The 25901-nt window shown below is 43.2% G+C and carries 19 protein-coding genes; all 19 read right to left on the bottom strand.

Going from position 1 to position 25901, the window contains the following annotated elements:
* Positions 1-15: 15 nt before the first annotated feature.
* Positions 16-1311, bottom strand: a complete 1296-nt coding sequence (locus tag EFY79_RS11110; protein WP_123120775.1) for an MFS transporter — start codon at positions 1309-1311, stop codon at positions 16-18.
* Positions 1312-1562: 251 nt separating this feature from the next.
* On the bottom strand, positions 1563-2360 hold the full coding sequence (locus EFY79_RS11105) for a 3-keto-disaccharide hydrolase (protein ID WP_199727510.1): 798 nt from the start codon (positions 2358-2360) through the stop codon (positions 1563-1565).
* Positions 2361-2433: 73 nt separating this feature from the next.
* Entirely contained in the window at positions 2434-3585 is a 1152-nt protein-coding gene (locus EFY79_RS11100; protein WP_123120773.1) for a Gfo/Idh/MocA family protein, read from the bottom strand.
* A 43-nt stretch (positions 3586-3628) separates the two neighbouring features.
* The gene (locus EFY79_RS11095; RefSeq protein ID WP_123120772.1) at positions 3629-4675 is read right to left on the bottom strand and encodes a sugar phosphate isomerase/epimerase family protein; all 1047 of its coding nucleotides are present in this window, start codon (positions 4673-4675) and stop codon (positions 3629-3631) included.
* A gap of 162 nt (positions 4676-4837) precedes the next feature.
* Positions 4838-6055, bottom strand: a complete 1218-nt coding sequence (locus EFY79_RS11090; RefSeq protein ID WP_123120771.1) for a cupin domain-containing protein — start codon at positions 6053-6055, stop codon at positions 4838-4840.
* 12 nt (positions 6056-6067) lie between these two features.
* The gene (locus EFY79_RS11085) at positions 6068-7132 is read right to left on the bottom strand and encodes an aldose 1-epimerase family protein (RefSeq protein ID WP_123120770.1); all 1065 of its coding nucleotides are present in this window, start codon (positions 7130-7132) and stop codon (positions 6068-6070) included.
* 8 nt (positions 7133-7140) lie between these two features.
* Positions 7141-9831 carry a c-type cytochrome gene (locus EFY79_RS11080; RefSeq protein WP_123120769.1) on the bottom strand — a complete coding sequence of 897 codons (2691 nt, stop codon included), beginning with the start codon at positions 9829-9831 and terminating at the stop codon, positions 7141-7143.
* A gap of 293 nt (positions 9832-10124) precedes the next feature.
* Positions 10125-11000: an SMP-30/gluconolactonase/LRE family protein gene (locus tag EFY79_RS11075; protein WP_123120768.1), complete on the bottom strand. Its 876-nt coding sequence runs from the start codon at positions 10998-11000 to the stop codon at positions 10125-10127.
* Positions 10997-11899 carry a sugar phosphate isomerase/epimerase family protein gene (locus tag EFY79_RS11070; RefSeq protein ID WP_123120767.1) on the bottom strand — a complete coding sequence of 301 codons (903 nt, stop codon included), beginning with the start codon at positions 11897-11899 and terminating at the stop codon, positions 10997-10999. Before EFY79_RS11070 ends, EFY79_RS11075 begins: the two co-directional genes overlap by 4 nt.
* A 9-nt stretch (positions 11900-11908) precedes the next feature.
* Complete coding sequence (locus tag EFY79_RS11065) at positions 11909-12700, bottom strand: SDR family NAD(P)-dependent oxidoreductase (protein WP_123120766.1); 792 nt, start codon at positions 12698-12700, stop codon at positions 11909-11911.
* A 9-nt stretch (positions 12701-12709) separates the two neighbouring features.
* Positions 12710-13735: a zinc-binding dehydrogenase gene (locus EFY79_RS11060; RefSeq protein WP_123120765.1), complete on the bottom strand. Its 1026-nt coding sequence runs from the start codon at positions 13733-13735 to the stop codon at positions 12710-12712.
* Positions 13736-13753: 18 nt separating this feature from the next.
* The gene (locus tag EFY79_RS11050; RefSeq protein ID WP_123120764.1) at positions 13754-14443 is read right to left on the bottom strand and encodes an orotidine 5'-phosphate decarboxylase / HUMPS family protein; all 690 of its coding nucleotides are present in this window, start codon (positions 14441-14443) and stop codon (positions 13754-13756) included.
* Between the two features lie 144 nt (positions 14444-14587).
* Positions 14588-15238 carry a 3-keto-disaccharide hydrolase gene (locus EFY79_RS11045; RefSeq protein ID WP_123120763.1) on the bottom strand — a complete coding sequence of 217 codons (651 nt, stop codon included), beginning with the start codon at positions 15236-15238 and terminating at the stop codon, positions 14588-14590.
* 33 nt (positions 15239-15271) lie between these two features.
* Positions 15272-16726: a Gfo/Idh/MocA family protein gene (locus EFY79_RS11040; RefSeq protein ID WP_123120762.1), complete on the bottom strand. Its 1455-nt coding sequence runs from the start codon at positions 16724-16726 to the stop codon at positions 15272-15274.
* Between the two features lie 49 nt (positions 16727-16775).
* Positions 16776-17429, bottom strand: a complete 654-nt coding sequence (locus EFY79_RS11035) for a gluconate 2-dehydrogenase subunit 3 family protein (protein ID WP_123120761.1) — start codon at positions 17427-17429, stop codon at positions 16776-16778.
* Between the two features lie 2 nt (positions 17430-17431).
* Positions 17432-19174 carry a GMC family oxidoreductase gene (locus EFY79_RS11030; protein ID WP_123120760.1) on the bottom strand — a complete coding sequence of 581 codons (1743 nt, stop codon included), beginning with the start codon at positions 19172-19174 and terminating at the stop codon, positions 17432-17434.
* 395 nt (positions 19175-19569) lie between these two features.
* Entirely contained in the window at positions 19570-20742 is a 1173-nt protein-coding gene (locus tag EFY79_RS11025; protein ID WP_123120759.1) for a hypothetical protein, read from the bottom strand.
* A 36-nt stretch (positions 20743-20778) separates the two neighbouring features.
* A complete protein-coding gene (locus EFY79_RS11020) occupies positions 20779-22437 on the bottom strand; it encodes a RagB/SusD family nutrient uptake outer membrane protein (protein WP_123120758.1) in 1659 nt (552 codons plus the stop codon).
* Positions 22438-22464: 27 nt separating this feature from the next.
* Complete coding sequence (locus EFY79_RS11015) at positions 22465-25686, bottom strand: SusC/RagA family TonB-linked outer membrane protein (RefSeq protein ID WP_123120757.1); 3222 nt, start codon at positions 25684-25686, stop codon at positions 22465-22467.
* Positions 25687-25901: the final 215 nt, after the last annotated feature.

The raw sequence follows: 25901 nt of genomic DNA, 5'->3' as shown, positions 1-25901 counted from the left end.
TTCCTGGTCGGGTGGTTATGCGCCTGCCACTTCCGGCATGGTCAGACTTTTTCCTTTTTTCTTTCTTGACCTGGTATAGATATAGAGGAATAGAAAAGCAAATGTGAGCACCAGTGGAATAATATTGGTAGCCATCACCACCTGTGGTCCTGCTTCCAGTTGAGCCTGCGCATAGGCTGCCGCTTCCGTTGAACCAGCGGCGGCAGAACGATAGGTATCTATGTTGGCTCCGGCGGGCAAAACTGCAGCTATTAAATTATCATAATACCCGCCCATAAAAAACATGTAAATTGAAACTGCAAACATCCCCGCGCCGCCCAGCAAATTGATGCCGAGCGCTCCTGACTTTGGAATATTTTCAGAAACAAATCCCAGCATGGTAGGCCAGAAATAGGCTACGCCAAAGCCGAAAATGATGGCGCCCAGAAAAATGGCATTACCACTAAGAGTTCCTAACAAATAAATTCCAATGGTAGATACAATAGCGGAAAGAAGCAGCAATCCTGCAGGTGAAATCCGGTGAACAACAGGGCCGGCAACGCTGCGCGCGAATGCCTGCACGGCGGCCACAAGCGCAAGTATCAGGATAGCGCTCTTAGTTACATTTTGTAACAAAACGCCCACCCACTGGTTGGTAAAAAGTTCGGTGATGGCTGTGCCGAGCATGCAAATAAATAGGAAAATATAAAGCGGCTGCAATACGGCTTTGTACATTTCTTTTGTAGACACGCCCGAAGATACCCTTTCGGTTACAGGGAAATCCAGCTTGAAGAAAAGATATCCATAAATGAAAGTTGGAATGAGCATGGTAGCCACCTGCAGTTGCCAGCCCCAGCCAATATTTGCAAATCCAAATGAGATTAATGTTCCGATAACAATTCCTGCAGGAAACCAAAAATGGAAGTGATTCAGCTTGGTAGTTTTGTTTTGCGGATAAATTGAAGTTACTAATGGATTGCAGGCAGCTTCTACCACACCGTTTGCAATGCCGATAAATAAGGTGGAAATATACAGGCTCAAAAAGCCCTGGGAAAATACAGTAAAAATAATTCCGGCCAGGTGAAGTATAAAAGCTAGAATCAAAAGACGTTTCATACCCACGATATCCACAATCATGCCCCCGATGATAATGGCCAAAGGGAAACCCCAGAAAGCGGTGCCGGCAATTAATCCCATTTGCTTGCCATCCAAATGAAACTGAACCATCAGTGCATTCATAGTTCCTGCACGGATGCCAAAGGATAATGAGGTTACTAAAAGCGCAAGGCAGCTTGCTACAAATAATTTGTCGGGCTTAATTGTTTTTTCCATAACTGTATGATTGGGATTTTATAAAAGATGATTAGTATAAAAACTTTTTGGTTTGAATTTTTAGAATTAAGCTGCCTCTCTTCAAAACAGAAAATGTCCGGAAATAAAATATACTGTTATTTATTTATCTGCTGTTCAACTTTTATTTGCCGGGATTTTCTTGGCCGTTATTTTTATATGTTTTGATAATAGCAATTCGTCTAAACAAATATATTATGAATTTTCTTTGAAAAGCTCCTAAAGTTAATTTATTATTTCTCTTTCAATTCCGTAAGCTGAAGGTTTCGGAATGATACTTTCATAATATGGCCCGCATGTAATTGCAAACCAATAACGCCTGATGCTTTCCGGTTGGTGGTATCATCGTCGGTTACATCACACATCAGCACTCCATTAAGATAATGTTGCAAATGATTTTTGTTGGCTACAATACGAAATGAATTCCATCCATCATGTATTAACGATTTTAAAGAATCTGAGCTTCCGAGCGAACCGGTTATCACTGAAGGAGGCCAGGTATTATTTTTTGCAAGCGCTTCTATCGGCTCGGTTACCGGGGGAAGCGTAACTTTTTGACCGCGAAATGCTATAATATCCCGCCCGCGCTCTTCATAATTTTGGCCTGTATAGGTGTTAGCGCCATCAATGTCGAATTGATATCCGCGTAAACCATAAGGCACTCCTTCTACTTTTTCACTCCGGTATTGGATGCCGCTATTTCCTTCCGGAGAAATCTGGTATTCGCCCGTAAGCTCAAAATCAGAAGGCTCACCTTTTTTCCAAATTAAAAAAGTATTGGCCTTGAGCGGAGTGGATGAGGCAGTAACCTGTCCCACGATTGCGCCATCTTCCACGTGCCAAACGGCAGTATCTCCTTCCCAGCCGTCGAGCGTTTTGCCATCAAAAATAGAAATAGCGCCGGTTGAATCCTGCTCGTTGTTGTTTGCCGGTTCCGTTTTTTGCGATTCAGATGATTGACAGCCGGCAAAAGAAAGTACAGCCAAAAGGAGGCTGAAAAAATAAAATCGAGGTTTTAGATTATTGAACATTTGCAATATTTAAGTGGTTAAATAGTTTTTATTTTCTTCTTTTCTAAAAAAATCACAGGATTATTCTTCCATATTACACTGATTCTATTTCGCACCAGCTTTTGGTGGCGGCTGATTTCAATACGGCTTCGCAAATTTGCTGTGTCTCAAAGGCTTCTTTGAAAGTGGGAGAGCAAGGCGTTCCTGTTTCCAGGCTTTTAAAAAAATCTGCTGCCTGGTGAATGAAAGAATGCTCGTACCCGATTCCCAATCCCGGCACCCACCATTTATCCATATATGGGTGGTCACCATCGGTTACGTGAATGGAACGCCAGCCGCGTAATTTTGATTCATCTGAATGGTCAAAATATTCCAAACGGTTAAGGTCGTGAAGGTCCCAGCGAATGGAAGCGTGCTCGCCGTTTATCTCAAAAGTATAAAGCGCCTTATGGCCGCGCGCATACCGGGTAGATTCAAACAAGCCGAGCGAACCATTTTTAAAATGGCAATGAAAAATGCACGCATCATCAATAGTGACCTTTTGCATTTTTCCGGTTAATTGATGCACACGTTCTTTGATAAAAGTTTCCGTCATTGCAGAAACATCTGTAATGCTTCCGTTGAGCCAGATGGCAGTATCAATGCAATGTGCCAGCAAATCGCCGGTAACACCTGAACCTGCCGCTGCGGCATCCAGTCTCCACAAACCCTCGCCTCCTTGCGGTAAATCGGCGCTGATGGTCCAATCCTGCAGGAAGTTAGCGCGGTAGTGAAAAATCTTTCCCAGCTTTCCGGAATCAATAATTTGCTTGGCGAGCGTAACCGCGGGCAACCGCCTGTAATTGTACCAAACTGTATTTTTAACACCCGCCTTTTCCACTGCATCTACCATTTGCTTAGCTTCTTCAATATTCCGGGCAAGAGGCTTCTCGGTTAATACCATTTTTCCTGCCTGGGCTGCTGCTATAGCTATTTCAGCATGCGTATCATTGGGCGTACAAATATCCACTGCATCAATATCGTCGCGGCTGACGAGTTTTTTCCAATCCGTCTCCACTGATTCATAGCCCCATTGGTCTGCAAAAGCACGAACCTTATCCTCACTTCTTGCACAAACTGCTTTTAATACGGGTTGGTATTCCTGTTCGGGGAAAAAATTTGGAACACGATTATAGGCATTTGAATGGGTGCGTCCCATGAAACCACAACCAATTAACCCAATTCTTACTTCTTTCTTTTCGCTCATGATTTATTCAGATTTATATGTCATGAAAAAATGGATTTAATCTTTATTCTGCTTCATACCAGCCGTGTGCCTGTCTTACTTTAATCATTGTGGCAAGAATGTCATTCCATGTTTGTTGCCTTGTCATTACTTCATTGGGAAACATACAGCCGTCCCAGCAGATGTGCCTCATTTTTTTAGTAAGGTTGCCATTTTCATCACGAAGCCAATAGCCGGCATCGTGTGGTATATCCAATTTGCCATTTGGGTCAAGCGCCTGGCAATGGCGGCCGGTTTTATCATGAGCGCCGGCCCCGAAAACAGTTCCGTCGTTTTGTGCTACATGAAAATCAATCGTCCAGGGACGTAATGCATCGGTGAGCTTTTTAAGCGCAGCATTGAAAGTATCGCGGTCGTTCCAGTCAAAATCTTTTGGAAGAATTCTATCTTCAGGGCTATTCACGCCTAAAAGATATAAAAGCGTGTGGGCCATATCAGCCTGGAAACCAATATTGGGCCGGCCAACAGCTTCAAGCGTTTCAATCATCGCTTTCCAATTGTGCATGCCACCCCAGCAGATTTCTCCTTCTGCAGCAAGCTGTTCTCCAAATTCATTGGCTGCATCACATGCTTCGCGAAAAGTTTGAGCTATCAGTTTTGTATTATTTGCAGGGTCTTTAAGCCATTCATCCGGATTGGTAGCCGAATCAATTCTGATTATTCCCGAAGGCCTGACTCCCAGTTCACGCAATTTGCTCCCAAAGCGGCTGGCTTTGCGCACTACTTCTACAAATCGTTCACGCTCTTCTTTGCTGCCGATAGATGAGCCGCCGACGGGTGGCCAGATTGGCGCGACGATGCTGCCAATTTCCAAATTAAAAGAGGAAACTTTTTCTGCCAGTTGTTTTATCTCTTCGTCTGTGCTGTCGAGCTTGATGTGGACATCAAAAAGGTCAATATCAATACCGTCGAACTTTATTCCGTTTACTTCTGCTTTGGAAGTGAGCTCAAGCAGCGTATCTAAAGAAATGATTGGCTCTGAACCATCGCCTTTTCCTACAACGCCCGGCCAGGTAGCGTTATGAAGCTTTGGATAATTGTTTTCATTCATAGCAAATACTTTTTTATTATTTAATTAATACGATGGTCAATTTAAGAATTCTTTATTTTATGGTTTAGATGGTTTAGAAAGTTTAGATGGTTTAGAAAGCTTAGGTGGTTTAGCATTTTACAAAAGGCCTAAAACCAGTAAACGAACTTTTAAACGTCATTTTTATTTTAATTCCAAATCCGGATTTTCGGGGCCGAAATGTTTCAGCATCACGATGGGGTCAGTGGCGGATTTATTGACGATGGTAACGCCTTCTTTTGCTGCTTTTTCACTCACAAAATATTCGTCGTGCGTTAATTGTCCATACCTGATGAGTGAAGGCGTTTCAATATCCCAAACACCCATAGTTCCGTGGCCCTGCATCATAATCATGCCGTACGCCGCACTATCTTTTATCGTTACAGTTGCGCCGGGCTGCACTGTCAATTCCTTCGCGCTGAAAGCATGAGAGCGGTAGCATATCCAGTTTTCAATATACCCGTTCTGCTGCATTTCCTCCACTTCTTTTACGGGAATGGGTTTCATAAAACGGGTTTCTAAAATGTTCGGATTGACATTCAAATCCCAATCTATTACCTCCATCAGGGCATCATAATTCCCTACTTGGTCTTTCGGCGTTCCGTTCCATAACAATTCTTCCGGAATAATCGCTTCGTTCACCAAAGATTGATACATGGCAAATACATCTGAAGCTTTTTGCGGTTCATACGTACACATGCTTCCCGGAGCGTGAAGCATGCCCGGGGGCACATCCCATCCGGTTCCCGGTTCAAGGCGGAAAGCCTGAGAAAAATTCGTAATCTTGTTATCACCTTTTGTAAAGTTGACAAGGCACTCACGGATTTGTTCTTTGGTAGTGCCTGGCGCAATGCCGAAAAAAGTATAAGGGAAATCACCACCATGATTATTCACTTGTGGTGGAAAATAATAAGCTTCAGGTTTGCCTTTTTGGCCGATTAACGCTGCCTTTTCATCGTTGTGATGAATGTGATGTGGCAGCGGGCCCATGTTATCAAAAAATTTGGAATACATCGGCCAACTTTGATATTCATTCCATAGGCGCTCACCAATCAATTCTCCTTTCAATTCATCTACGGCATCTTTTAACAGGAATAATTCTTCCTTATCGCCATTGTTGAATACGATGAAACTTAACCCTTCATGTTCCCCGGTTAGCGGGCCATTTTTTGCAGGTGTGGTAGAAGAAAACCAACGTTCATCAATGCCGCCGCGGGCGCCGCCTAAAACATAGTAATCATCCGGATGCAATTTTATCCTTCTGCCCGGAACGCAAAATGACCGTGGCACCCAGTTGGGGGCTAGTCTCAAAATTCCTTTACCCTGTTCTAATGCCTGTGATGCTAAACTTCCTTTTTCCATTGCTCAATAATTTTATGATGCTTTTTTAATAAATTCTTTGATAGCGTTTTCATCGTGCAATACTTCAATTTCCAGGTCGTAACTTTTCTTTTCACCAGGAGCCAGTTGCACGAGCATTTCTTCCTTTCTTGCCTTCGCCTGGCCCCAACAAGGATTATTGCCTGGCTCCAGGCCGGTAACGTATTCGCCTTCGGCCCAATGCTGCCAGTTGGTTAACCACGGCAATTGGTCTTTTTTAAATTTCATGGCTACCGCAATTCCAATTTTAGAATTATGCAATCCGCAGTAGCTGTAATTATTTTCATCGTGATTGATGTCAATAAATGCTACCTCTTCACCGGCTCCCTCATGCGATTTCATTGGAGCAGGACACTTGCGAAAGTTATTGGATTCTTTAAAAATTTCTTCCTTTCCATCACCGCGGGAGTAAGTCCAGTTGCCACTCCAGATTAAATCTGCGCCTTCATCAGCCAGCGGCCAGCCAAAATTGCAATGGTATAAAATCATGTGAGGAACCGTTGTATTTCCGCGGTTAACAATTTCATCATGGATGCGGATGTACGGCTTTCCCAATGTGCCGGAAATGGTGCGCTTTAATTCAATTGAAGGGCCGAAAATCTGAACCTGCTTTATGGTTCCGGTAATGCTCATTTCCATATTTCCGGAAAGCGGGTCAGGTTGTATAATTGATTCAATCTCTGCTGGAATATTGCTGATGGCGCCATGAAGACCTCTCTCTCCCCATTCATCCAATTCCGGCGCCCCGATGTGGGTAAGGCCGCAGGTGACGAGTAATCCTCCTCCAAATGTTCTTAGCCAATTCAGGCCTTTGTCGGAAAATGGCTGAGGCGCGCTAACACCCAAACCACTTAACCATGCAATGCTATGTTGATTATAAAATGCCTCAGCAATATCCATAGCCCGGTCAATTACTATTTTATAACGCAAGCCACTTCCGGTATTTATCCAGGCAATGCGATTGCCACGTCCCTGCCCGTTATCAATTACGGAGGTTTCTATTCCTCCCAATTGTTTTATATTGGATATTTTTCCTTTCCAGCTCTGGCTTGCGTTCATATTCTTTTCTATTTGGAAGCTGATTTAAAAACTTTATTATCCTTATTTCCACCCGAAATCAAATAGGCCATCAGGTCTTTCAACTCATCTTCATTCAGCCGGTTTATCATCCCTGGAAGCATCACAGAAACCTTTGAAAGTTTAGTAGAAACAACTTTATTTTTATCAATTTCCGTTAGCTCGTTAGGAGCAAACGGATTTTGCGACACGTAATATTTGCTATCAACCTGTTTAATAAGCCTTCCCATTACGGATGTGCCATCCTTCAAATAAAAGTTGGTAGCGGCATATTGGTCAGAAATTTCATCACTGGGTTTTATAATAGCTTTTAAAATATCGGTGGCAGTGAAGCGGTTTCCCAATTGAGAAAGGTCCGGGCCTACATTGCCTCCTTCGCCATTCATTTTATGGCAGGAAGCGCAGTTGGATGCCACAAACATTGCCTTTCCGTCTTCAAAATTTCTGCCTGATAATTCATTTTGGAATAATGGAGCTGCTTCTTCCATGGTCCAGTTTCTGCCCGGCCCTTTTGCATGAACTGCGTTCGCAAGCTGGATACCACGTTCATTTAATTTTGAGCCGCCGGAAATACTATCATATTTTGCAAATTCACTTTTAGGCACATTTGCCAAGGCAAACTTCCGTGCTTCATTTATGTAACCTATGTAGCTATTGCCTCCTTTTCGCCCAAGAAAAATATTATAATAGGGAAAATATTTATCTCTTAATTCAGTCGTCCATCCATCCTTTACCTGGCATATGGCTACAGCAAGATAAATTTGTTGCGCGGGAGGTGCGCTGGCCAGCATGTTGGCAATGTCCAATCCATACTGCGGGTTACGCAGGATTACATTTGAAGAAGGGTTAAACTGCTTTTGCGTGCTGTCGTTGTCCTTTGCAGATTCCATCAGCGACAGTGTTTTGCTTATCACTTGTGGCGCACCAAGGAAGGCAAGTGTTTTACTCAATATGCGGTTGGCTTCATTATTGTCTGCGGGGTATTTTGTATCTAAATACGAAATTACCGCCGCCTTTTCAGCACCGCCCGGTGTTCCCATCCTGGAAAGCGTTACTTCAAAAGTTCGCAGTAAAGCCAATTTTTGTTCAGCATTCAGGCTGTTATAATCGATGGTAAGCAGGGCTTTAAAAATTGAATTTTTTACATCCGGTTTTCCGTCTCTTGCCAATGCCAACATTGCCTGTGTCAATACTACCGGGTCTTTTTCTTCCAATGCCTTCTCCTGCCATTGGCTTACCGGCTGATGCTCAACGGCCAGGCGGGCAGCATATTGAATAAAGCGGTCAGCGCTTTTTAGATACGACCACGCGGTATTGATGGCTGAGCTATCCGGTTTTTGTTGATATTGCTCCAACTGGTGCCGCACTTTACGCGCTTCAACCACTTCTGTGGGTTCGTTGGAAGGCAATGGTTCATTGCTCAATTTATTGTCTTTATAATATACCCGGTAAAGGTCTGATTCAATGCGGCGGCCGCCTGTAAGAAAATACATGGCTCCGTCAGGGCCGATAGCTCCGTCGGTTAATGGCAGGGGTGAGCCGGAAATAAATTCTTCAGCGTTGGCCTTGTACGAAGAGCCTGATGGCTGAAGGCTGATATGGTAAATAATTCCGAAGGTCCAGTCGAATGAAAAGACGCCCCTGCGGTATTTTTCAGGAAAACGGGCATTCATTCCGCTCATTACATTAGTAGGCGAACCGGGGCCTACATTTAAAACTGCGGGTAAATTATCCGGGTAAACAGGAGACCATTTTCCATTATTTTCACGGTAGCCATATTCAGCTCCGCTGGTAACGTGGCATATCCTGGTGGGGCGATACCACGGCAAACCCATATCCCATTCCATATCTGAATCATAAGTAAACAGTTCCCCATCTTCGTTAAATGCCATGTCGAAGGGATTGCGGTAGCCGGCGCTGATTAAATCCCAGGTGCTGCCGACGGAATCTGTCTTTGCTATCCAGCCGCCGGGTGGTTGGCGGGTGTTGCCAAATCCATTCGGGTCTAATAATAAAGGAAGCAGATTATCATTCTTATAGTTGTCGGGCAAACGGTAATTGTCCATTGGCGGTACGTCGGTAAAATTTCCCGCTATTACGTAAATCCATTTTTTATCGGGAGATAAAACAGCATTGTGTGGCCCATGTTCGCCCTGGCCTTCAAACCTTTTTAGCAAAGTGATTTTATCAAACTCATCATCCCCGTTGGTGTCCTGGATACGGTAAAGGCCACTTTTTCTTGTAACCGTGTCCGCTTCGCCTTCGTCATTTACGGTTACGTACAGGCTATTAAAAGCGTATAAAAGACCATGTGCTAATCCCATTTTAACCCGTGCCTTAGAGGTATCGCCGGGCATATTTACCAGCAGCTTTTCTACTTTTACCGAATCTTTCGTAGTGTCATAGCCTACTGGTGGAAGGGTAATCCGATATAGATATCCGTATTGGTCGCAGGCAATCATTCTGCCTTTATCGTCAAACGTCATGGCTACCCACGAACCCTGGTCATGGGCAGTGGAGCTGTATAAATGCTCGGCATGAAAGTCGGGAGGCAAGACAAGCTTGGCAACTTTTGGGTCTTCATTCTTTTCTTTTGAAGATTGATTGCAGGAAGTTCCGATAATAAGCAGCGCCAGAAATTGAAATAAAAGTTTTGAATGCTTTTTCCAGGATGAAGTCATGTAATGAGTTTTTTTAAAAGATTATAACAATAAATGCCCAATTGATTATACTAATGTTTGGCTGCAGCAATACGTTACTTTCAAGCCTAAATAGTTTCCGATTCAATTTTATATTTCCAGTAAACCAACTTTTAATCTGAGTTTATATTTTGTTGGCTTAATTGAAGCGGCTTTAAAATTATTTAAATTTATTTTCAAAACTGTCCTGCACAGTCCTGTAAAAGAAAAGAACTGGCAAAAGATGCCTTTTGCTTTTTAATTGAATACTAATCCATTGTGAAAATCAACTGTTTTCAAATTAAACATTTATTCGGCAAAATTCCTTTTACGCCAATTTTCACCAAAAATACATTTCCACTTGCCGGATATTTTTTTAATTCGTCATCTTTCATATTTTCCCTGGCGGTGGTAATAATTAAATAATCGAGGTTTTCGCCAACAAAGGCGCAGGAGGAAACCTGGGGCACAGGCACTTCTATTTTTTCCAATAATTGCCCGTTATGCGGGTTCCACCTGTATATCCCAAAGCCGCCCCAATGTGCAATCCATAGCATGCCTTCTTCGTCAATGGCCATTCCATCGGGCGAACCCATATCGGATGGAATTATGATTGCATCTTTTTCGAAAGTGATGTCGCCGGCTTTTTCATCGAAAAAAAAGGATTGAACTTTTTGGGTGGGGCTGTCAATAAAATACATGCGCCTGTTGTCAAGCGACCATGCAATCCCATTTGAGACTGTGGTTTCGTTATATTTTTTCTCAATTTTCAGATTACTATCAAAGCGAAAAAGTGCACCAGCGCCTTTGTGTTGTTTTAAATGCATGGTACCTATCCAAAGCCTTCCTTTAGAATCACAGGCACCATCATTGCAGCGGATTTCTGAATCAGCTACCACGTCTGAAAGCCATTCTGTTTTTTCAGTTTCGAGGTTAAACCTGGCAATTTTGCCATCCAGTGAAATAATTAAATCATTCCCCTTTCCCCGAACTGCCAGCGGAAGTCTGTTATTGAATTTCCAGGTCTTTATTTTTTGATTGAGCCAGCTATATTCGTATAAAATTCCATTTTCAATATCTACCCAAAAACAGCTTTTTCTATCTGCATGCCACATCGGACTCTCGCCAAGTATACATTGAGATTCATATATTACTTCAGCCTTGCTACTCATGATGTAGCGGTTTTAGGCGGCCAATATTGCGAAATTTTCTTTTTTAGAAAAGCGACACTTCTTTCTAACTGGTCCATTCCGTCTACGCCATCTTCTATGCTGATCCAGCCATCGAAGCCAACATCTTTAAGGATAGTAAAAATTGCATCATAATCATTGAGCCCCTGGCCGATTTCTCCGTGGCTCAATCGTTTTACATAACCTTCTGCACCACCTTCTTCTTTCCGAAGGTCTTCAATGGTTCCATATTTCAGATAGCGGTCGCTTGCATGCATGGTGACCACGCGGCTGGCTACTCTTCGTAAAAGTTCTATGGGATCTTCGCCCGCGATATAAGTATTACTTGGGTCGTAATTGACGCCAAAAAAGGGGTGGTGCAAACTATCAACCAATTTACAAAACACATCCATTTTTTGAGCAAATTCAGGGTATTTCCAAAAATCATCCTTGTAATGGTTTTCAAGAATGAGGGTTATGCCATGGTCTGCCGCATACGGAAGGCAGTCTGAAATGCAATCTGCTGCTAATTTTACGCCTTCTTCTATGGATAATTCGGGTCGCTTTTGCCCGGATAGAACGCGGCAATAAGATCCTCCCAAAGCGTAGGTCATATCAATCCATCGTTTCTGCTTTTCAATTTCTTTTTTACGGAAAGCCGCATCGGGGCTTGTAAAGTCGGGAGAGCAGCACATCATGGGAATGGTCATTCCATTTTCTTCTACCTGCTTCCGGAATACCTGCCAATTGTTTTCATCTGCCATCTCCAGGAAGCCGGCATACCATTCCAGGCCTTGCACGTCTAAAGTGGAGGCAAGCTTTATCCATTCTGAAACCCGCATATTTCCGTCCTTACATAAGGCATGCATAAAAGCTTTTGGAAATACAGCTAACCTGGGCATAGAAATTATTTATTTAATAGTTGAAGTGTCTTTAGGTGGATTGCGGCCAATAAAGGGATGTTGTTCCAAATCCACCACCTGGCCACTTATAGGCCCGCTTTCATCGGCAAGCCAATATACGGCGGCAGCGGCGATTTCCTCAGGCCATAAAATTCTTCCTGCGGGGGCATACACATCCGGAAGGTCTTTGTACCAGTCTTCAGCAAGGCCATGGTCTTTTTTCCTTTGTTTTTCTGTTTCAGTTAAAACCCATCCGGGGTTGATTTGGTTAACACGTACTCCGTTTTCGCGGTGTAAGGTGTCGCCGAGATTCCGGGTCATGGTCATAAGTGCACCTTTCGACATGCTGTATGCCAAAAGATTGGGTTCACCGCTCCAGGCATTTACAGATCCGATATTTAAAACGCAGCCTTTCTGTTTTGACAATTCAGGTAAAGCGACCTTTATCAATTCGAAAGGTGCAATGGTGTTTATGGCAAGAACCTTTTGAAGAAACGCTCTGTCAGTGGTATGAATATTTGAAGAAACCACCATCGCAGCATTGTTTACTACTGCGTCGAGTTTCCCAAAGGATTTAATGGCCACATCGACTATTCTTTCAGCGGCACCTTCCTGGCTAATATCTTCGATGTGCAATACAGCATTATTATTTCCCAATGCTGAAAGAACTTCTTTTCCCCATTGTTCTTCCAATCCATGAATTACCACGCGGGCGCCTTCCTGTATACACCGGGTGGCAATAGCCTTTCCTATACCCGTGGTGCTGCCGGTAACAATAATTACTTTATCTTTTAATCGCATAATATTTCTTTAAACCGGTTTAAGCACGCTCTTTACCACTTCGCCTTTGTGCATTTTTTCAAATGCGGTATGCCATTCCGAAATGGGCCAAACCCCGCCAATAATAGGTTTTACGTTTAGTTGTCCACTTGAAAGTAATGCGATAACGCGTTCCCACATTGGCCAGTTATGGCTGAAACTTCCCTGGAGGGTTATATTTTTTTGAACCAGAGGGTCTAACGAGAACCCCATAGGTTGAGGTCCCCATCCGACCTTTGTAATTTTGCCATTTGGCCTGACCAATTGTAGCGCAATTTTCAACGTTATACTAGCGCCCGCGGCATCAATAATACAATCAGCGCCAAGGCCATCGCGCTCTTTAGCCCAGGCTGTCGCATCTCCAATAATGCTTTCGCAACCATATTGTTCAGCAATGGACAATCGGTGCCGGTCAGGTTCCAGCCCCACTACTGCCACTTCTGCCCCGCAAAGCCTTGCCATGGCGGCACATAAAATTCCTATGGTACCTGGCCCGAGAACAATAACTCTGTCTCCGGGCGTAATTCTGGTATTGGCAACCACCGCGCTGTAGGCCACGCAACAGGGTTCGGTAAGGCAAGCCTGCTCAAACGGAAGCTGGTCGGGCACCGCATGTAGGCATCGGGCAGGCACACGCACATAACGGGTCATGGCGCCATTTACGCCATAGCCAAAGCCTTTTCTTGTCGGGTCAAGATTGTATAACCCGGCCCTCGACATGGGATTATTTATATCAATTACGGCTGCAGTTTCGCTAACAACCCGGTCGCCTTCCTTCCATTTTGTAACCTTTGCGCCCGTTTCAACAATGTGACCTCCAAATTCATGTCCCAACACGACGGGGTAATTTACTGGCCAGCTATGGTCTGCTGTCCATTGATGAAGATCGCTGCCACATACGCCCACATTAGCCACTTCGAGCAGCACATCTTCTTCTCCAATTTCAGGCTTTTCAACTTCCCTGATTTCAACAGAACCTTTTTCGGGAGCAAAATTTACAACGCCGGCTGATTTCATTATTTGAATATTTCTTTTTTAATTTTTGAATGAATGGATTTTATCGCAGATAAGGCGCAAGGAGCTTTCCAAATCTCCACCGGCCGTTTTAAAACTATCGCTATCAATAGTAAGCGGTGCGCCTAAAACTACCAGAGGAGCGCCATATTCGGGGCATTGGATTGCCTGTTCCAGTGTGAGGCCCCCCACAGCTTGCACGGGAACTTTTACTGCATTTACTACTTCCCTAAGCTGATCCAAAGGGCTTGGCATACGATCGCCGCGGGCTGCGATTCCCCTGCGTTCGTCATAACCAATATGGTGGATTACAAAATCACAACCTAAATCTTCCAGCCATTTTGCCGCGGCCACCATATCATCACTTCCAAGGTTATCGCCCATTACTTTTACTCCAAAATCTTTCCCTGCTTTTACAACACATTTAATAGTTTCTTCATGAGCCCGTGCCATTACTACTACATGGGTAGCGCCGGCTTTCGCCATCATTTCTGCTTCAAGATAGCCGCCATCCATGGTTTTAAGGTCGGCCACTATTGGAATGCCCGGAAAATTTTCACGTAATTTCTTGACACCGTGAAGACCTTCGGCAAGAATGAGCGGAGTTCCGGCCTCAAGCCAATCAACGCCTGCACGCATAGCCATGGCGGCAGTTTCCAGGGCTTCTTCAATATTGGTAAGGTCAAGGGAAATCTGGACAATCGGATTCATCAATCGGGTTTATTTTAAAAATTTTTAAGTAATTCGTTTAAACTTATTTTAATGAGATATGGTTTCGATTAATGACAATGCCAATCGAAATTATGAAAATAAAAAAATCAAATATTTGTTTACCTGCTATGAAGCTACGCGGTTTTAGTTATCAGGTAGCGGCTTTACCACGATGTCTTTAAAGAAAACTACACTTTTTGGATCATGCCCCTGTAAGGCGAAGGTGCCGCTGGATATTATTCTTTCAGGATGGCCTTTTGGAGGAACAAAACCGTCCGGCTGTGTCCAATCGGTAACCACTATATCGTTTATTTTAGTGATCACATGCTTTCCTTCTACTTTAATATATTCGGTAAACCAAACATTGTCCTTCACATATACTTCCCTTGTATCCTTGATATCATACAAGCCGGCGGTTCTTTTCCAGTCAGTATGTGAATTGTTCACCTGCACTTCAAATCCTTTATCAGGAAATCCCTTTTCCTGGTAGGCAGTGTGAAAGTATATTCCGGAATTGGAACCCGGCCTGGTCATTACCCGGGCTTTAAATTCAAAATTTTTGAATTCATGGTTCATTACAGGCCCTTCGTAATACAAATGCGAGCGCGGGCCCGCTACTTTGATAGCGCCATCTTCTATAGAAAATGTACCTGGCTTTTCACTGGCTTTCCAGCCGTTGAGGGTTTTACCATCAAATAAGCTTACCCATCCTTTTTTACTGCTGAGTTTTCCTGTATTGGAACAGGCCATTATAATCAGCAAAGCCGGTGCGATAAACAAGAGGTTTTTTTTCATTATAATTTTATTGGATATTAAAAATAGTTTTTATTACACACCTAATGACCATCCCTGCCTGTATTCTCTTTTTACAAATTGATTGGCATCATCAAAATTGGTAATCTTCATGGCTTGGGCATCCCACAATAATTTTTTTCTGCCGGGATATACGGATCGGTTTCTGGCGTTTTTGGTTTCGATGTTCCAGCTTCTGATAGCTAGGTTTCCAATGAGCACGCTCTCGGCAAACGGGCCGGCATATTCGAAATTGGAGCTTGTAGTGGCATTGCCATAGCCCGCCATGCAGGCGTTAACCCATTGCAGATAATGGCCTTCCGGAACCCTGGCAATTGTTTCTTTAGGCATTGTTTCTTCCTGCATCAGCTTTGTAGGCAGTAATCTTGGCTTTTCACCGTAACAATCGAAAAGCAATTTGCCTTTTGTACCAATAAAAAGGATGCCGCCATCGCTGTTGCCAAATGGCTCGCCCGGCAATAGTTCATCAGGAACCAGCGGTAATAAGCCTCCATCGTGCCATGATAATTGAATGTCGCCCTTTCCGTCTTTTCTGGGATATTTTAAATGGATGATAGAAGCGGCAGGATATCCATCAGGAGATTTCATTTCTTTGCCATCCGTGCCCCAGCTTGTAGGAACGCTGCATTCTATTTCAGTAGGGAAATCAATTGGTAAAATGCGGAAAGCGGGGTCCATCATGTGGCAGGCCATATCGCCCAGGGCACCTGTTCCAAATGCATTCCATCCCCTCCAGTTCCACGGCATATACGCAGGATTATAGGCTACCTGCACAGGACTGGGGCCAAGCCAAAGGTCCCAATCAACACCTTCCGGAACGGGATAATTGCCGGTAGGAGTGGGAAGCCCCTGGGGCCATACAGGCCGGTTAGTCCATGCGTGTACGGTATGAACATCCCCTATCATTCCTGCATCATGAATTTCTTTTCCTTTTCTTACGCCATCCCCGGAACCACCCTGGTTTCCCATTTGCGTAATGACTTTATATCTTTTTGCCGCTTCTGCCAGCTTGCGGCATTCATAGATATCATGTGCCAAAGGTTTTTGTGTATACACATGCTTGCCGAGTTGCATGGCAGCTATGGTGGCTACGGCATGCACATTATCGGGTGTGGAAATATTGCAGGCATCAATATTTTTGCCTTCTGTTTCCAGCATTTTTCTAAAGTCTTTATAATATTTGGCTTTTGAGTACGTCTTTCTTGATTTTTCACATCGCCTGTCATCTACATCGCACAAGGCTACAATATTAACATTTGGGCTTTTAGAGAAATTCTCCAGGTCGCTCTGGCCCTTTCCGCCGGCGCCAATGGCTGCAATATTCAATTTATCGCTGGGCGCTACAAATCCTTTTCCGCCTAGTACATGCCTGGGCAAAATCATAAAGCCAGCCGAAGCAAGCGCTGTGGTTTTAATAAAATTTCTCCTTGAATTTTCAGACAATTTGTGGTTCTTTCTAATCTTTTTCATAATAGAATTTTTAATTAGTTGATTATCAAAAAATGAGATACCATTTCATTTATGCGCCGTAACTCACCGGGCTGAGATTATACTGTGCCAATACATCAGCAGGGACGCCATCCCATTTGCCGGGAACATTTCCTACATAGCCAAGGTCTTTAATACCAATCTGGCTTGTATAAAAGCCGGTTGCCACGAGGTCGCGCAGCCTATCAAAAAAAACCGCGCCTTGCTGCATTTCGGGCTTTACTTTTGCGGGATAGGCAATTTCTTCTAAAATTTCCAATTGCTGATTCTCGTTGCTTCCTGCAAAAGAATGCCCATACCGGTTGAGACATTGCAGGTCAAGCCATTTTAGGCCGCCCCTTAAAGGCACCTGGTGAGCTGGAATATCTTTTACAATAAAATCAATAAAATCAATAACCTTGGCATCCGAAGCGCTTCCGGAAACTCCATCTTTAGGAATGATTAAATCGCCCAGCACAATTAAAGTTTGCCGTTCATGGTCATTAAAAAATGAAGGACGTTTGTGCAATTCTTTCAACCTTTCTTTTTCAAAATCCTCTAATCCCGTAAGGTCGGCATCGCCATATTCTTCTTTTGATGGCACAGCAGCGGCAGCTTTGTCATTTCCTGTTTTGCAGGCTTCAAGCAAAACTCCGGCACTAACGGTGGATAAGCCAATTGCCTTTAATGATTGTCTCCTGTTCATTATCAAATATTTTTTTTCTGTTTTTGGTCAAGAATATATTCTGCGGTTCGCATTGAAAGTGCAAGAATCGTCCATGTCGGATTTTTGTCGCCCTGCTGTACAAATGGCGCTCCATCAGTTACAAACAGGTTTTTACAGTCATGTGCCTGGCACCATTTGTTCAACGCAGAAGTTTTAGGGTTGTCTCCCATCCTGGCAGTACCTACCTCATGAATAATATCGCCTGGGGTATGAAGTCCATAATTATCTTCTTTCCCTTTTGCTCTGGAAGTAACGATGGCGCCCATCGCATGCATTATGGACTCAAACGTTTCCTGCATGTGTTTGGCTTGCTTAATTTCGGCATCGGTCCATTTGTAATTAAAGCGCAATACCGGTATTCCATATTTATCTACTACTTTAGGGTCAATTTCGCAATAATTAGTTTCGCGGGCAATTGCCATTCCGCGGCCTGCCATCCCTACATTAGCCCCAAAGAACCTGCGATAATCATCTTTAAGAGATTTGCCAAATCCGCCACCTTCTTTCATTTTCCCATCCCGCCCTGGAATCATTCCGTTGATGCGTGGCACGCCGCCGCCGAAACCATACGATGGCATACGCATCCCACCGCCAAATTCTATGTGGTATCCCCGCGGGAAATCCAATTTTTTATTATCCAAAACCCAGGGACCAAGTATTTGAGCGCTTCCCACGCCGTCTTCATTGTATCTTTTTCTGTCCATTAATTGTGGCAGGAAGCCGGACATGCCGCCGCCGGTGGAATCATGCAGGTATTTGCCTACGATACCGCTGCTGTTTGCCAGCCCATTCGGATGCGTAGCTGATTTTGAATTTAGTAATATCCTTGCAGAGCCGCAGGCGCTGGCTGCCAGTATTACAATGCCGCCTTCTACCTGGTATTCCATCTGGTCTTCTTTATTTACATAAGAAACTCCTTTGGCTAATCCATCTTTTCCCACTATTACTTCCCGCGCCATTGCATTAGGGATTACCTTAAGGTTTCCGGTTTTAATGGCCGGAATTACAAGGCATGAGGATGAAGAAAAATCCGCATAAGCTTTACAGCTTCTTCCGCATTGCCCGCAAAAAAAGCAGGAGCCTCTGTTGGTATTTCCGGGAAGCGGTTTGGTAAGAACAGAGCCGCGGCCTGGAATTACTTTTACACCGGCTTTTTTTGCGCCTTCCATGATGAACATTTCATTGAGGCGCGGTTTAGGAGGAGGAAGAAAAATTCCGTCCGGGTCATTTTCCAAACCTTCGGCGGTTCCGTATACGCCAATCAGGCGGTCTACTTTATCATAATAAGGTTTCACCTCATCATAGGTGATGGGCCAGTCGTCTGTGGCGCCGTCAAATGATTTTCCTTTAAAATCATGCGGCCCCATGCGAAGTGAGATTCTGCCCCAGTGATTGGTGCGTCCGCCCAGCATGTGCGCCCGGAACCACGTGAATTCTGTGTCGTCTTTTAGAGTGTAGGGCTCGCCATCTATTTGCCATCCGCCATAGGCGGCATCAAAATCTCCAAAGGCGCGCGTAGTGCTTGCGCCGCGGCGTGGCGATTGCCAGGGCCACAAAAGTTGCTTGGAATCTTTGGCGGGATCAAAAAAAGGCCCCGCTTCGAGCATTAGTACTTTTACACCGGCATTGGCCAAAACGTATCCCGCCATGCCGCCACCGGCGCCTGAGCCGACAATGATGACGTCATATTTTTCAGCCGATTTTTTAATTTGAAAATCACCCATTTCGTAAAATAAGTTTAAAAATGAAAAGTCTGAGGACTAATATGTTTCAGGATTAATACAAGTCAAAATCAGGAATTGTGTGGTTTAGCCGCAATACATTCAAGAGTAATTCCTTGCACAAACCTATTGGATCTTTTATTCAATTTAATGTTGAATATCATCCAATTACTATACTATCTTATCTCAAATCTTACTTCTATTGAATAAAAAAAGAATTAGCAGGCGTTAAAATATTATAGTTTTTTTAAGCCTGCTAATTTTTCTTTTCCCGTTTAAGTTTTTAAAAATGCAATCGCATCAGCCAACCTTACTATTTCATGTTTGTGCACTATTCATTTTCGGGATAGTAAACAAACAAATTACCGGTATTTTTATTTTCTTCTTTTCTGCAATAATTATTTAATTACTGAAAGCTGGTTGTAAGTATTGCCAATTCTATATTCATAAGCTACCGACGCGCCCGGTACAATGCTTGTCACTTTCAATGTGCCATAATAAACGTCTGAAGGGTTCGGTCCGTTGGTGATTTTAAATATATAAACACCTTCTCCCAGCGCTGGATCAGCTGTTGCAGTGGGGCTTCCGGCCATAAAAGCAGCCATTGCGGAGGCCGGATTATTTTCGTTATACAAATTTTGTGATGAGCTTACAAACGAAATATTTTTTCCACCGGTTGCCCAGCCGGATCCGCCATGCAGAGTGAGCGAGCCTCCATCAATAGCAATCATTGCGCTGGCATCGCCGGCAGGCACTGCAGAATTGGTCAAAAGATTTAAACCTGCTGAGGAGCCACCCAACGACAGGGTTCCTGTTTTCTTTAGAAAAAAGTATGGATCGTTATCAAGGATAGTCATATTTACGGTATCCTTATAAGTTCCCTTTGTTGAAACAAATGAATAATACATAGTATCCTTACCTGCAGCAAAATCGTCACCGGAAATTGGCACCTTATCGCCTGTCATAAAATTTCCAACACTTACCCATGGCTCATTACTGCCATTCTTTTTCTTAACTTCTATCGTGCCAGTGTAAGCACCGGATTTTGGTTGCACGCTAAGATCAAACCAGGCAGTGCCCGCGCCACGGATAACGTTAACAGCAGTACCGTTTACTTTTGGAACAGACACAGTTGTGGCCTGGGTGAGTTGGATTACGATAGAAGCAGATTCTGTTTTTCCTGCAAAACTAACATACACATTGTCTCCGGGCTCAATCAATTGAGCCTGCGCTCTTGTATAGGTTATTGATGCTGTTAAGTCACTTCCAACATTTACTGTCTGTTGGGTGCCTTCCAGCGGCAGAAGCTGTGTTGAAGTACCTCCGGTTTTGGGAATTTGCTGTTTGAGCAATTCCACTTTCATTACATCGCCTGCTTTTGCATTCGGCAGTTTTGTGTTTACGGTAAATTGATCATCCAGCGTGCTGATTCCATCAGAGGTGGCTGTAGAAATATCAGTAATTATTGCATTGCCGTTTGAATCGGTGGGTATATCCCAGTAAGGTTGTTTTGAACAACTGACCATCAGCGCCAGTGAACAAATAAATATTAGTGATTTTTTATTTTTCATTTTGAGTATATAAGAAGTTAACAATTGAAATTATATTTATTGCCCGTTTTGTTTAGGAAGAAAGCTATAATTCTGCAAACACTTTGAGTTGGTTGCAATTTCTCTTTGAGAAATCGGGCATAATAAATTCATGCTGGAAAAAGCAAAGCTGAAACCTGTAGGCTGATGGCCGAGGAAAGGCTCAATACCTGCAAATGATCCGGAGCCATCAATGAGGCACATCCGGGTACGGCGCTGATCCCAAAGCATTTTGTTTTCAAATACCAGTTCATAGGCTCTTTCACTCATTATCGTAAAGAGGTTTACATCTGAAGCGCGATATTCAGGCAGTTGCGCCCGCCTGCGCACTTCATTGATGCCCTTTGTGATATCATTGTCTGAAACAGAAACTCCTAACTGCCTTAGCGTCCAGTTTACCTCGGTAAGCATTAATAAAATATCAGCATACCTGTAAAATGTCCAGTTTAAATTTGCCTGGCCTGTCACTTTTATAGCTATTGAATCATAATATTTGTAGAGATAGGGTTGAGAGAATCTGTCTGCCGGGCCTTGGTTCGGATCATATTTTGTAGATAAATTATCTGAATAATAAAACATCTGGCGATCTTTCATACGCAAATCAGCCGGGCTATATGAGTTAATATATCCTATACTTGGTATGAAAGTTCCGTACTCATCTCCAAATCTTGATACATGGCTGAGGCCCGGAAGTGCAGCGGCAACCAAGCCTGACATATCGGAAACGCCACCCAGGTATTGAGCCTGGAATATGGCTTCACCTTTATTATTCATAGCCGGGTCGTGAAGATCATGATAAGTACCCAGTTTATACTGGCCATATAGCGCATTTAGTTGAGTCTGCGCTTTTTGTAAAAAGTCTTTTGCACTTGGTGAATTTACCGGGTAGGCGGTTGCACTAAAAGCGCCGGTAGTGCACCAATCCTTATCCGGGGCTGTAGCTACTTCCTGGTACGGGTAGCCCGCGCAGGTGAGATATACATCTGCCAGTATTGCCCGGGAAACATATTTTGTAATTTTTCCACCTCCTGATGGTGCATCTGGCAATGTGCTTTGATTAACCGAATACTCAAGATCAGGAATAATAATCTGATCATAAATAATTTTTAATGATGTACGTGGTTGCTGTGCTTCACTAACACTTTTTAATACAGATGTGTCCATAATAAGATCGCCGTAGTATCTTACCAGTAAAAAATAATAGAATGCCCTAAGGGTTCGAACCTCGCCCATTGCAGCCGATTTCTGTGCGTCAGACCAGTCGGTGATACCATTGATTTTTGAGATGGCAAGGTTGCAATCCCTTACTCCCTGGTAATTGTTGTTCCAAAAATTGTCATAATTGGAAAGCATACCGCCGGCAGTTTGGTTGGTTTGAAATTTCCAGAATTGAACGTGCGCATCTGAAGTATAAGCGCCACCTGTCGGGTATTCGATAGTAGCCGGTAAGTAATTTCCCCAGTCGCCTGCGCCTCCTGTATAGTTAGCGAGAGACCTATAAGTGCCGGTTACCAATGCAGTTCCTTCTGAGGCCGACGTAAAGTTGTAATCACTGGTAATTCTGCCTGTGGGGGTTTCTTTCAGGAATTTTTGACAGCTGTTTACCCCGAACAAGACCGCCACAAACAGAAGGCCTTGTTTTATTAGTTTACTTTTATTCTTGATTATATTTTTCATAATTTTTTGTGTTATTAATTTTCAATGTTAGAAGCTTACATTCACGCCGAAAGAATATACAGAAGGAACCGGGTATTGGTATTTATCTGTATTAGGAACTAATGCAAATTGCTTATCCAGTGAACTTCCTTCCGGATCGTAACCTGCGGCTTTAGTACGCAGGAAGAAATTTTGAGCGTTTAAGTAAACTCTAAATCTTGAAAATCCGAGCCTTTGTATCACATTATTTGAAAATGAATAACCGATAGTTGCGTTAGAACCTCTGATAAAAGAAGCATCATACATTTCATGTGTATCAGGATAAGATTGGTAATAAGCGCCTCCGTTTCCTGGCCGCATTTGCGCTACCTGCGTGTTTTGATGATCCGGGCGCCAGGCATCAAGCGTGCTATTCAAACCGCCTGATACCAGTTGCCTGTCTTCAGCAGATTCGTGTACGAAGGCTTTTGTTACTCCTTCTACAATCTGGATGTCAAGAGATGCATCAAAATTCTTATAATTAAAAGTATTATTAAAGCCTATTATCCAATGTGGGAAGGCATTTCCTATCACACTTCCATCTGTAAGCAAATCAATTTTGCCATCATCATTACGGTCTAAGTATTTCAAATCTCCTGGATGAAGCCCGTAGCGTGCAGCAAGGGAAGTTTCTTCAGTGCTGTAGACGCCTAATCTGGTAAGGCCGAAAAATGAACCGATTGGCTTGCCGATTATCAATGCTGAAGTTCCATTTCCTGCACCGGTTTCTGAATAAATAGGCGCGCCTGTTGGTCCAAGCTGAACCACTTTATTTACGTTATTAGTGGCGGTTAAAGTGGTATTCCAACGGAAATTGTGGTTGGAGACGTTTTCAGAGTTTATCGTAAACTCAATACCCTCGTTTTGCACCTTACCGTAGTTCTGCTTAACAGTACCTGTTGATGTTGAGTAAGGAAGATTTACGTCGAGCAACATATTGCTGGTCAACTTATGATAATAGTCAAAATCAACATTAATGCGGTTATTTAATAAACCAAACTCAATGCCTGCGTCATATTGTTCTGTCGTCTCCCATTTCAAATCGGGATTGCCCACAGAACTGGGGTAGAGTCCGGTATTAGAAGCGCCGTTAAGGATCACATTAGCGGTAGAAATATAAGACTGCGTCACATAGCTGCCGATTTCCTGGTTACCTGTACGCCCGTAGCTTCCACGTAATTTAAGATTGGAAATAAAATTCACATTCTGCATAAAATTCTCCTGAGAAACTCTCCAGGCAATACCTGCGGATGGGAAAAAACCGTATTTATTGTTAGCACCAAATTTGGAAGAACCATCTTCGCGTCCTGTTACAGTGAGCAAATATTTACCTTTATAACTATAATTAATTCTTCCGAAATAAGAATTAAGTGCACTCAAACCATCACCGCTTTGAACTTCAGGCCTTGTAGCGGCACCCGCGGCAATATTAGACCAGCCGTAAAAATCTGAAAGGAAGTTCGTATTCCTCATGTAAGAGTGGTTGTTGGTAAACTGAGACCATGAAAGCCCTAACACAGCGCTTATGTTATGATCTGATCCAATTTGTTTGTTATAATTGAAATAATTTTCGTTCTGCCAGTAAAAAGTATTGTCATTAGTGATTCTTGCATCCCCTGTATGGCCGTACAACTGGCCATAATAATTGTTGTTTTTGTATTGATTATAATCAATTGAGAAATCGCTTTTAAAAGTCAAATCCTTAGTGATAGTAGCTGTAGCTGTAAGGCTACCGGTAGCCTGGCCAACATTTCTGTCTCCATATTCTTTATTTCTTCTATATAAAATATTGTACCATTGCTCACCCACATTGAAATCACCATTGGTTCCCCATCTGCCGGCATAGGATCCTAATGCCGGATCGTTAGGATATTTCACTGGCAAAATGCTCCATACTTCGGCAGTTGACCTTGTGATATTTCCATCGTCAGTAGCCTTGCTTTTAGCAAAACCCAGGGTAGTGCTGATATTTAACCAATCTAAAATTTTAATATCGCTTGTTAGCCTTCCTGTATAGCGCCTGAAATAGGATTCCCTCATTAAACCATTTTGGTCAGAGTAGCCCAAAGAAACAGAATACTTCGCGGTTTCGTTACCACCTCGTATATCCACGGTGTGATCAGTAGAAATGGAATTCCGGAAAATCAGGCTTTCCCAGTCTGTTTTATAAATCGGCTCGTAATAATTTCCATCTTTCCCCTGCAGCGGTACTATGTAGCTGTCTTTTCCTCCGGTCTTTTTAAAAAGCCACGGCATTTCAGAAAATGACTGTCCCGAACCGGATGGGCGGAAATCTTTACCAGCATTTATCTTACCGTATTTATTGCCATTGGCCATAGCCTGCATATAAACATACATAAGCTCGGGCGCGGTCAACGTATAAAGATGCCGTTGTAAAGTTCCTAATGATACAGATCCGTTATAATCAAATTGTGGCTTTCCAATGGTTCCCCGTTTGGTGGTAATAATGATAACACCATTTGCGCCACGGGCTCCATAAATGGCGGTGGCAGAGGCGTCTTTCAAAACATCCAATGATGCTATATCCTGTGGATTTAATGTTGAAAGCGGATTTGATACGCCCACGATTCCGTCCACCACAAACAACGGATCGTTATTGGAATTGATTGAGTTAGTTCCGCGTATGCGAATCATGGGTTGGCCGCCAGGAATACCAGCCCCATTCTGGATAACCTGCACGCCGGCAACCTTGTTTTGCAAAGCTTGTCCAAGATTAGCCACTGGCTTATCTGCCAGTCTTTCGCTGGAGATACTTGTTACAGCACCTGTTAAATCTTTTCTCTTAGCAGTACCATATCCAATTACCACTACTTCGTTCAGCTCGGAATTAGATTGTATCAAAACAATGCTCAGGTTGGTTTGGTTATTCACCTTTACTTCCTGGCTTGCATAGCCTACAAAAGAAACTTCCAGTGTGCTATTTGCTGCAGCATCGATCGAGAAATTTCCGGATTCATCCGTACTCGTTCCTTTGTTAGTTCCTTTTACAAGAATAGTAACCCCTGCTAAAGGAGTGCCCTTAGCATTCATCACGGTTCCGGTAATCACAATTTTTAAATCTGAAGTCTTGGCTGGAGCCAATTCTCTTGCCGAAGCGGGCAACTGGAAGGCCAGGCATAAAAAAAGGAAAAGCCAGACTCCTCCTTTAATCCTTTTAAATGGTTTGTTTGTTTCCCTAATACATTTGAAGGGCAGATACCAATTTTTCATGCTACGTAGTTTTTTTGATTTTTGCAATAGTTAAAACGGGGGTTAAAAGACTTTCCGGAAAGAAACCCTTTTAAGAGCAATAACGTTAATGAGAATTCCGTGACAAAGATAGATGGATTAAGGTATTTTGATTTGTAAATCTTATCCAGATGTTATACGATTTTATCAAAAGGCAGGTTCATGGCGAATTGATTTTGTACTGGCCAACGTTTTTG

Origin of the sequence: Hanamia caeni, from assembly GCF_003721595.1 — a bacterium.
GTDB classification, from domain to species: domain Bacteria; phylum Bacteroidota; class Bacteroidia; order Chitinophagales; family Chitinophagaceae; genus Ginsengibacter; species Ginsengibacter caeni.
Note: the sequence above shows the minus strand (reverse complement) of the source record. Positions and strands in the feature narration are given on the sequence as shown.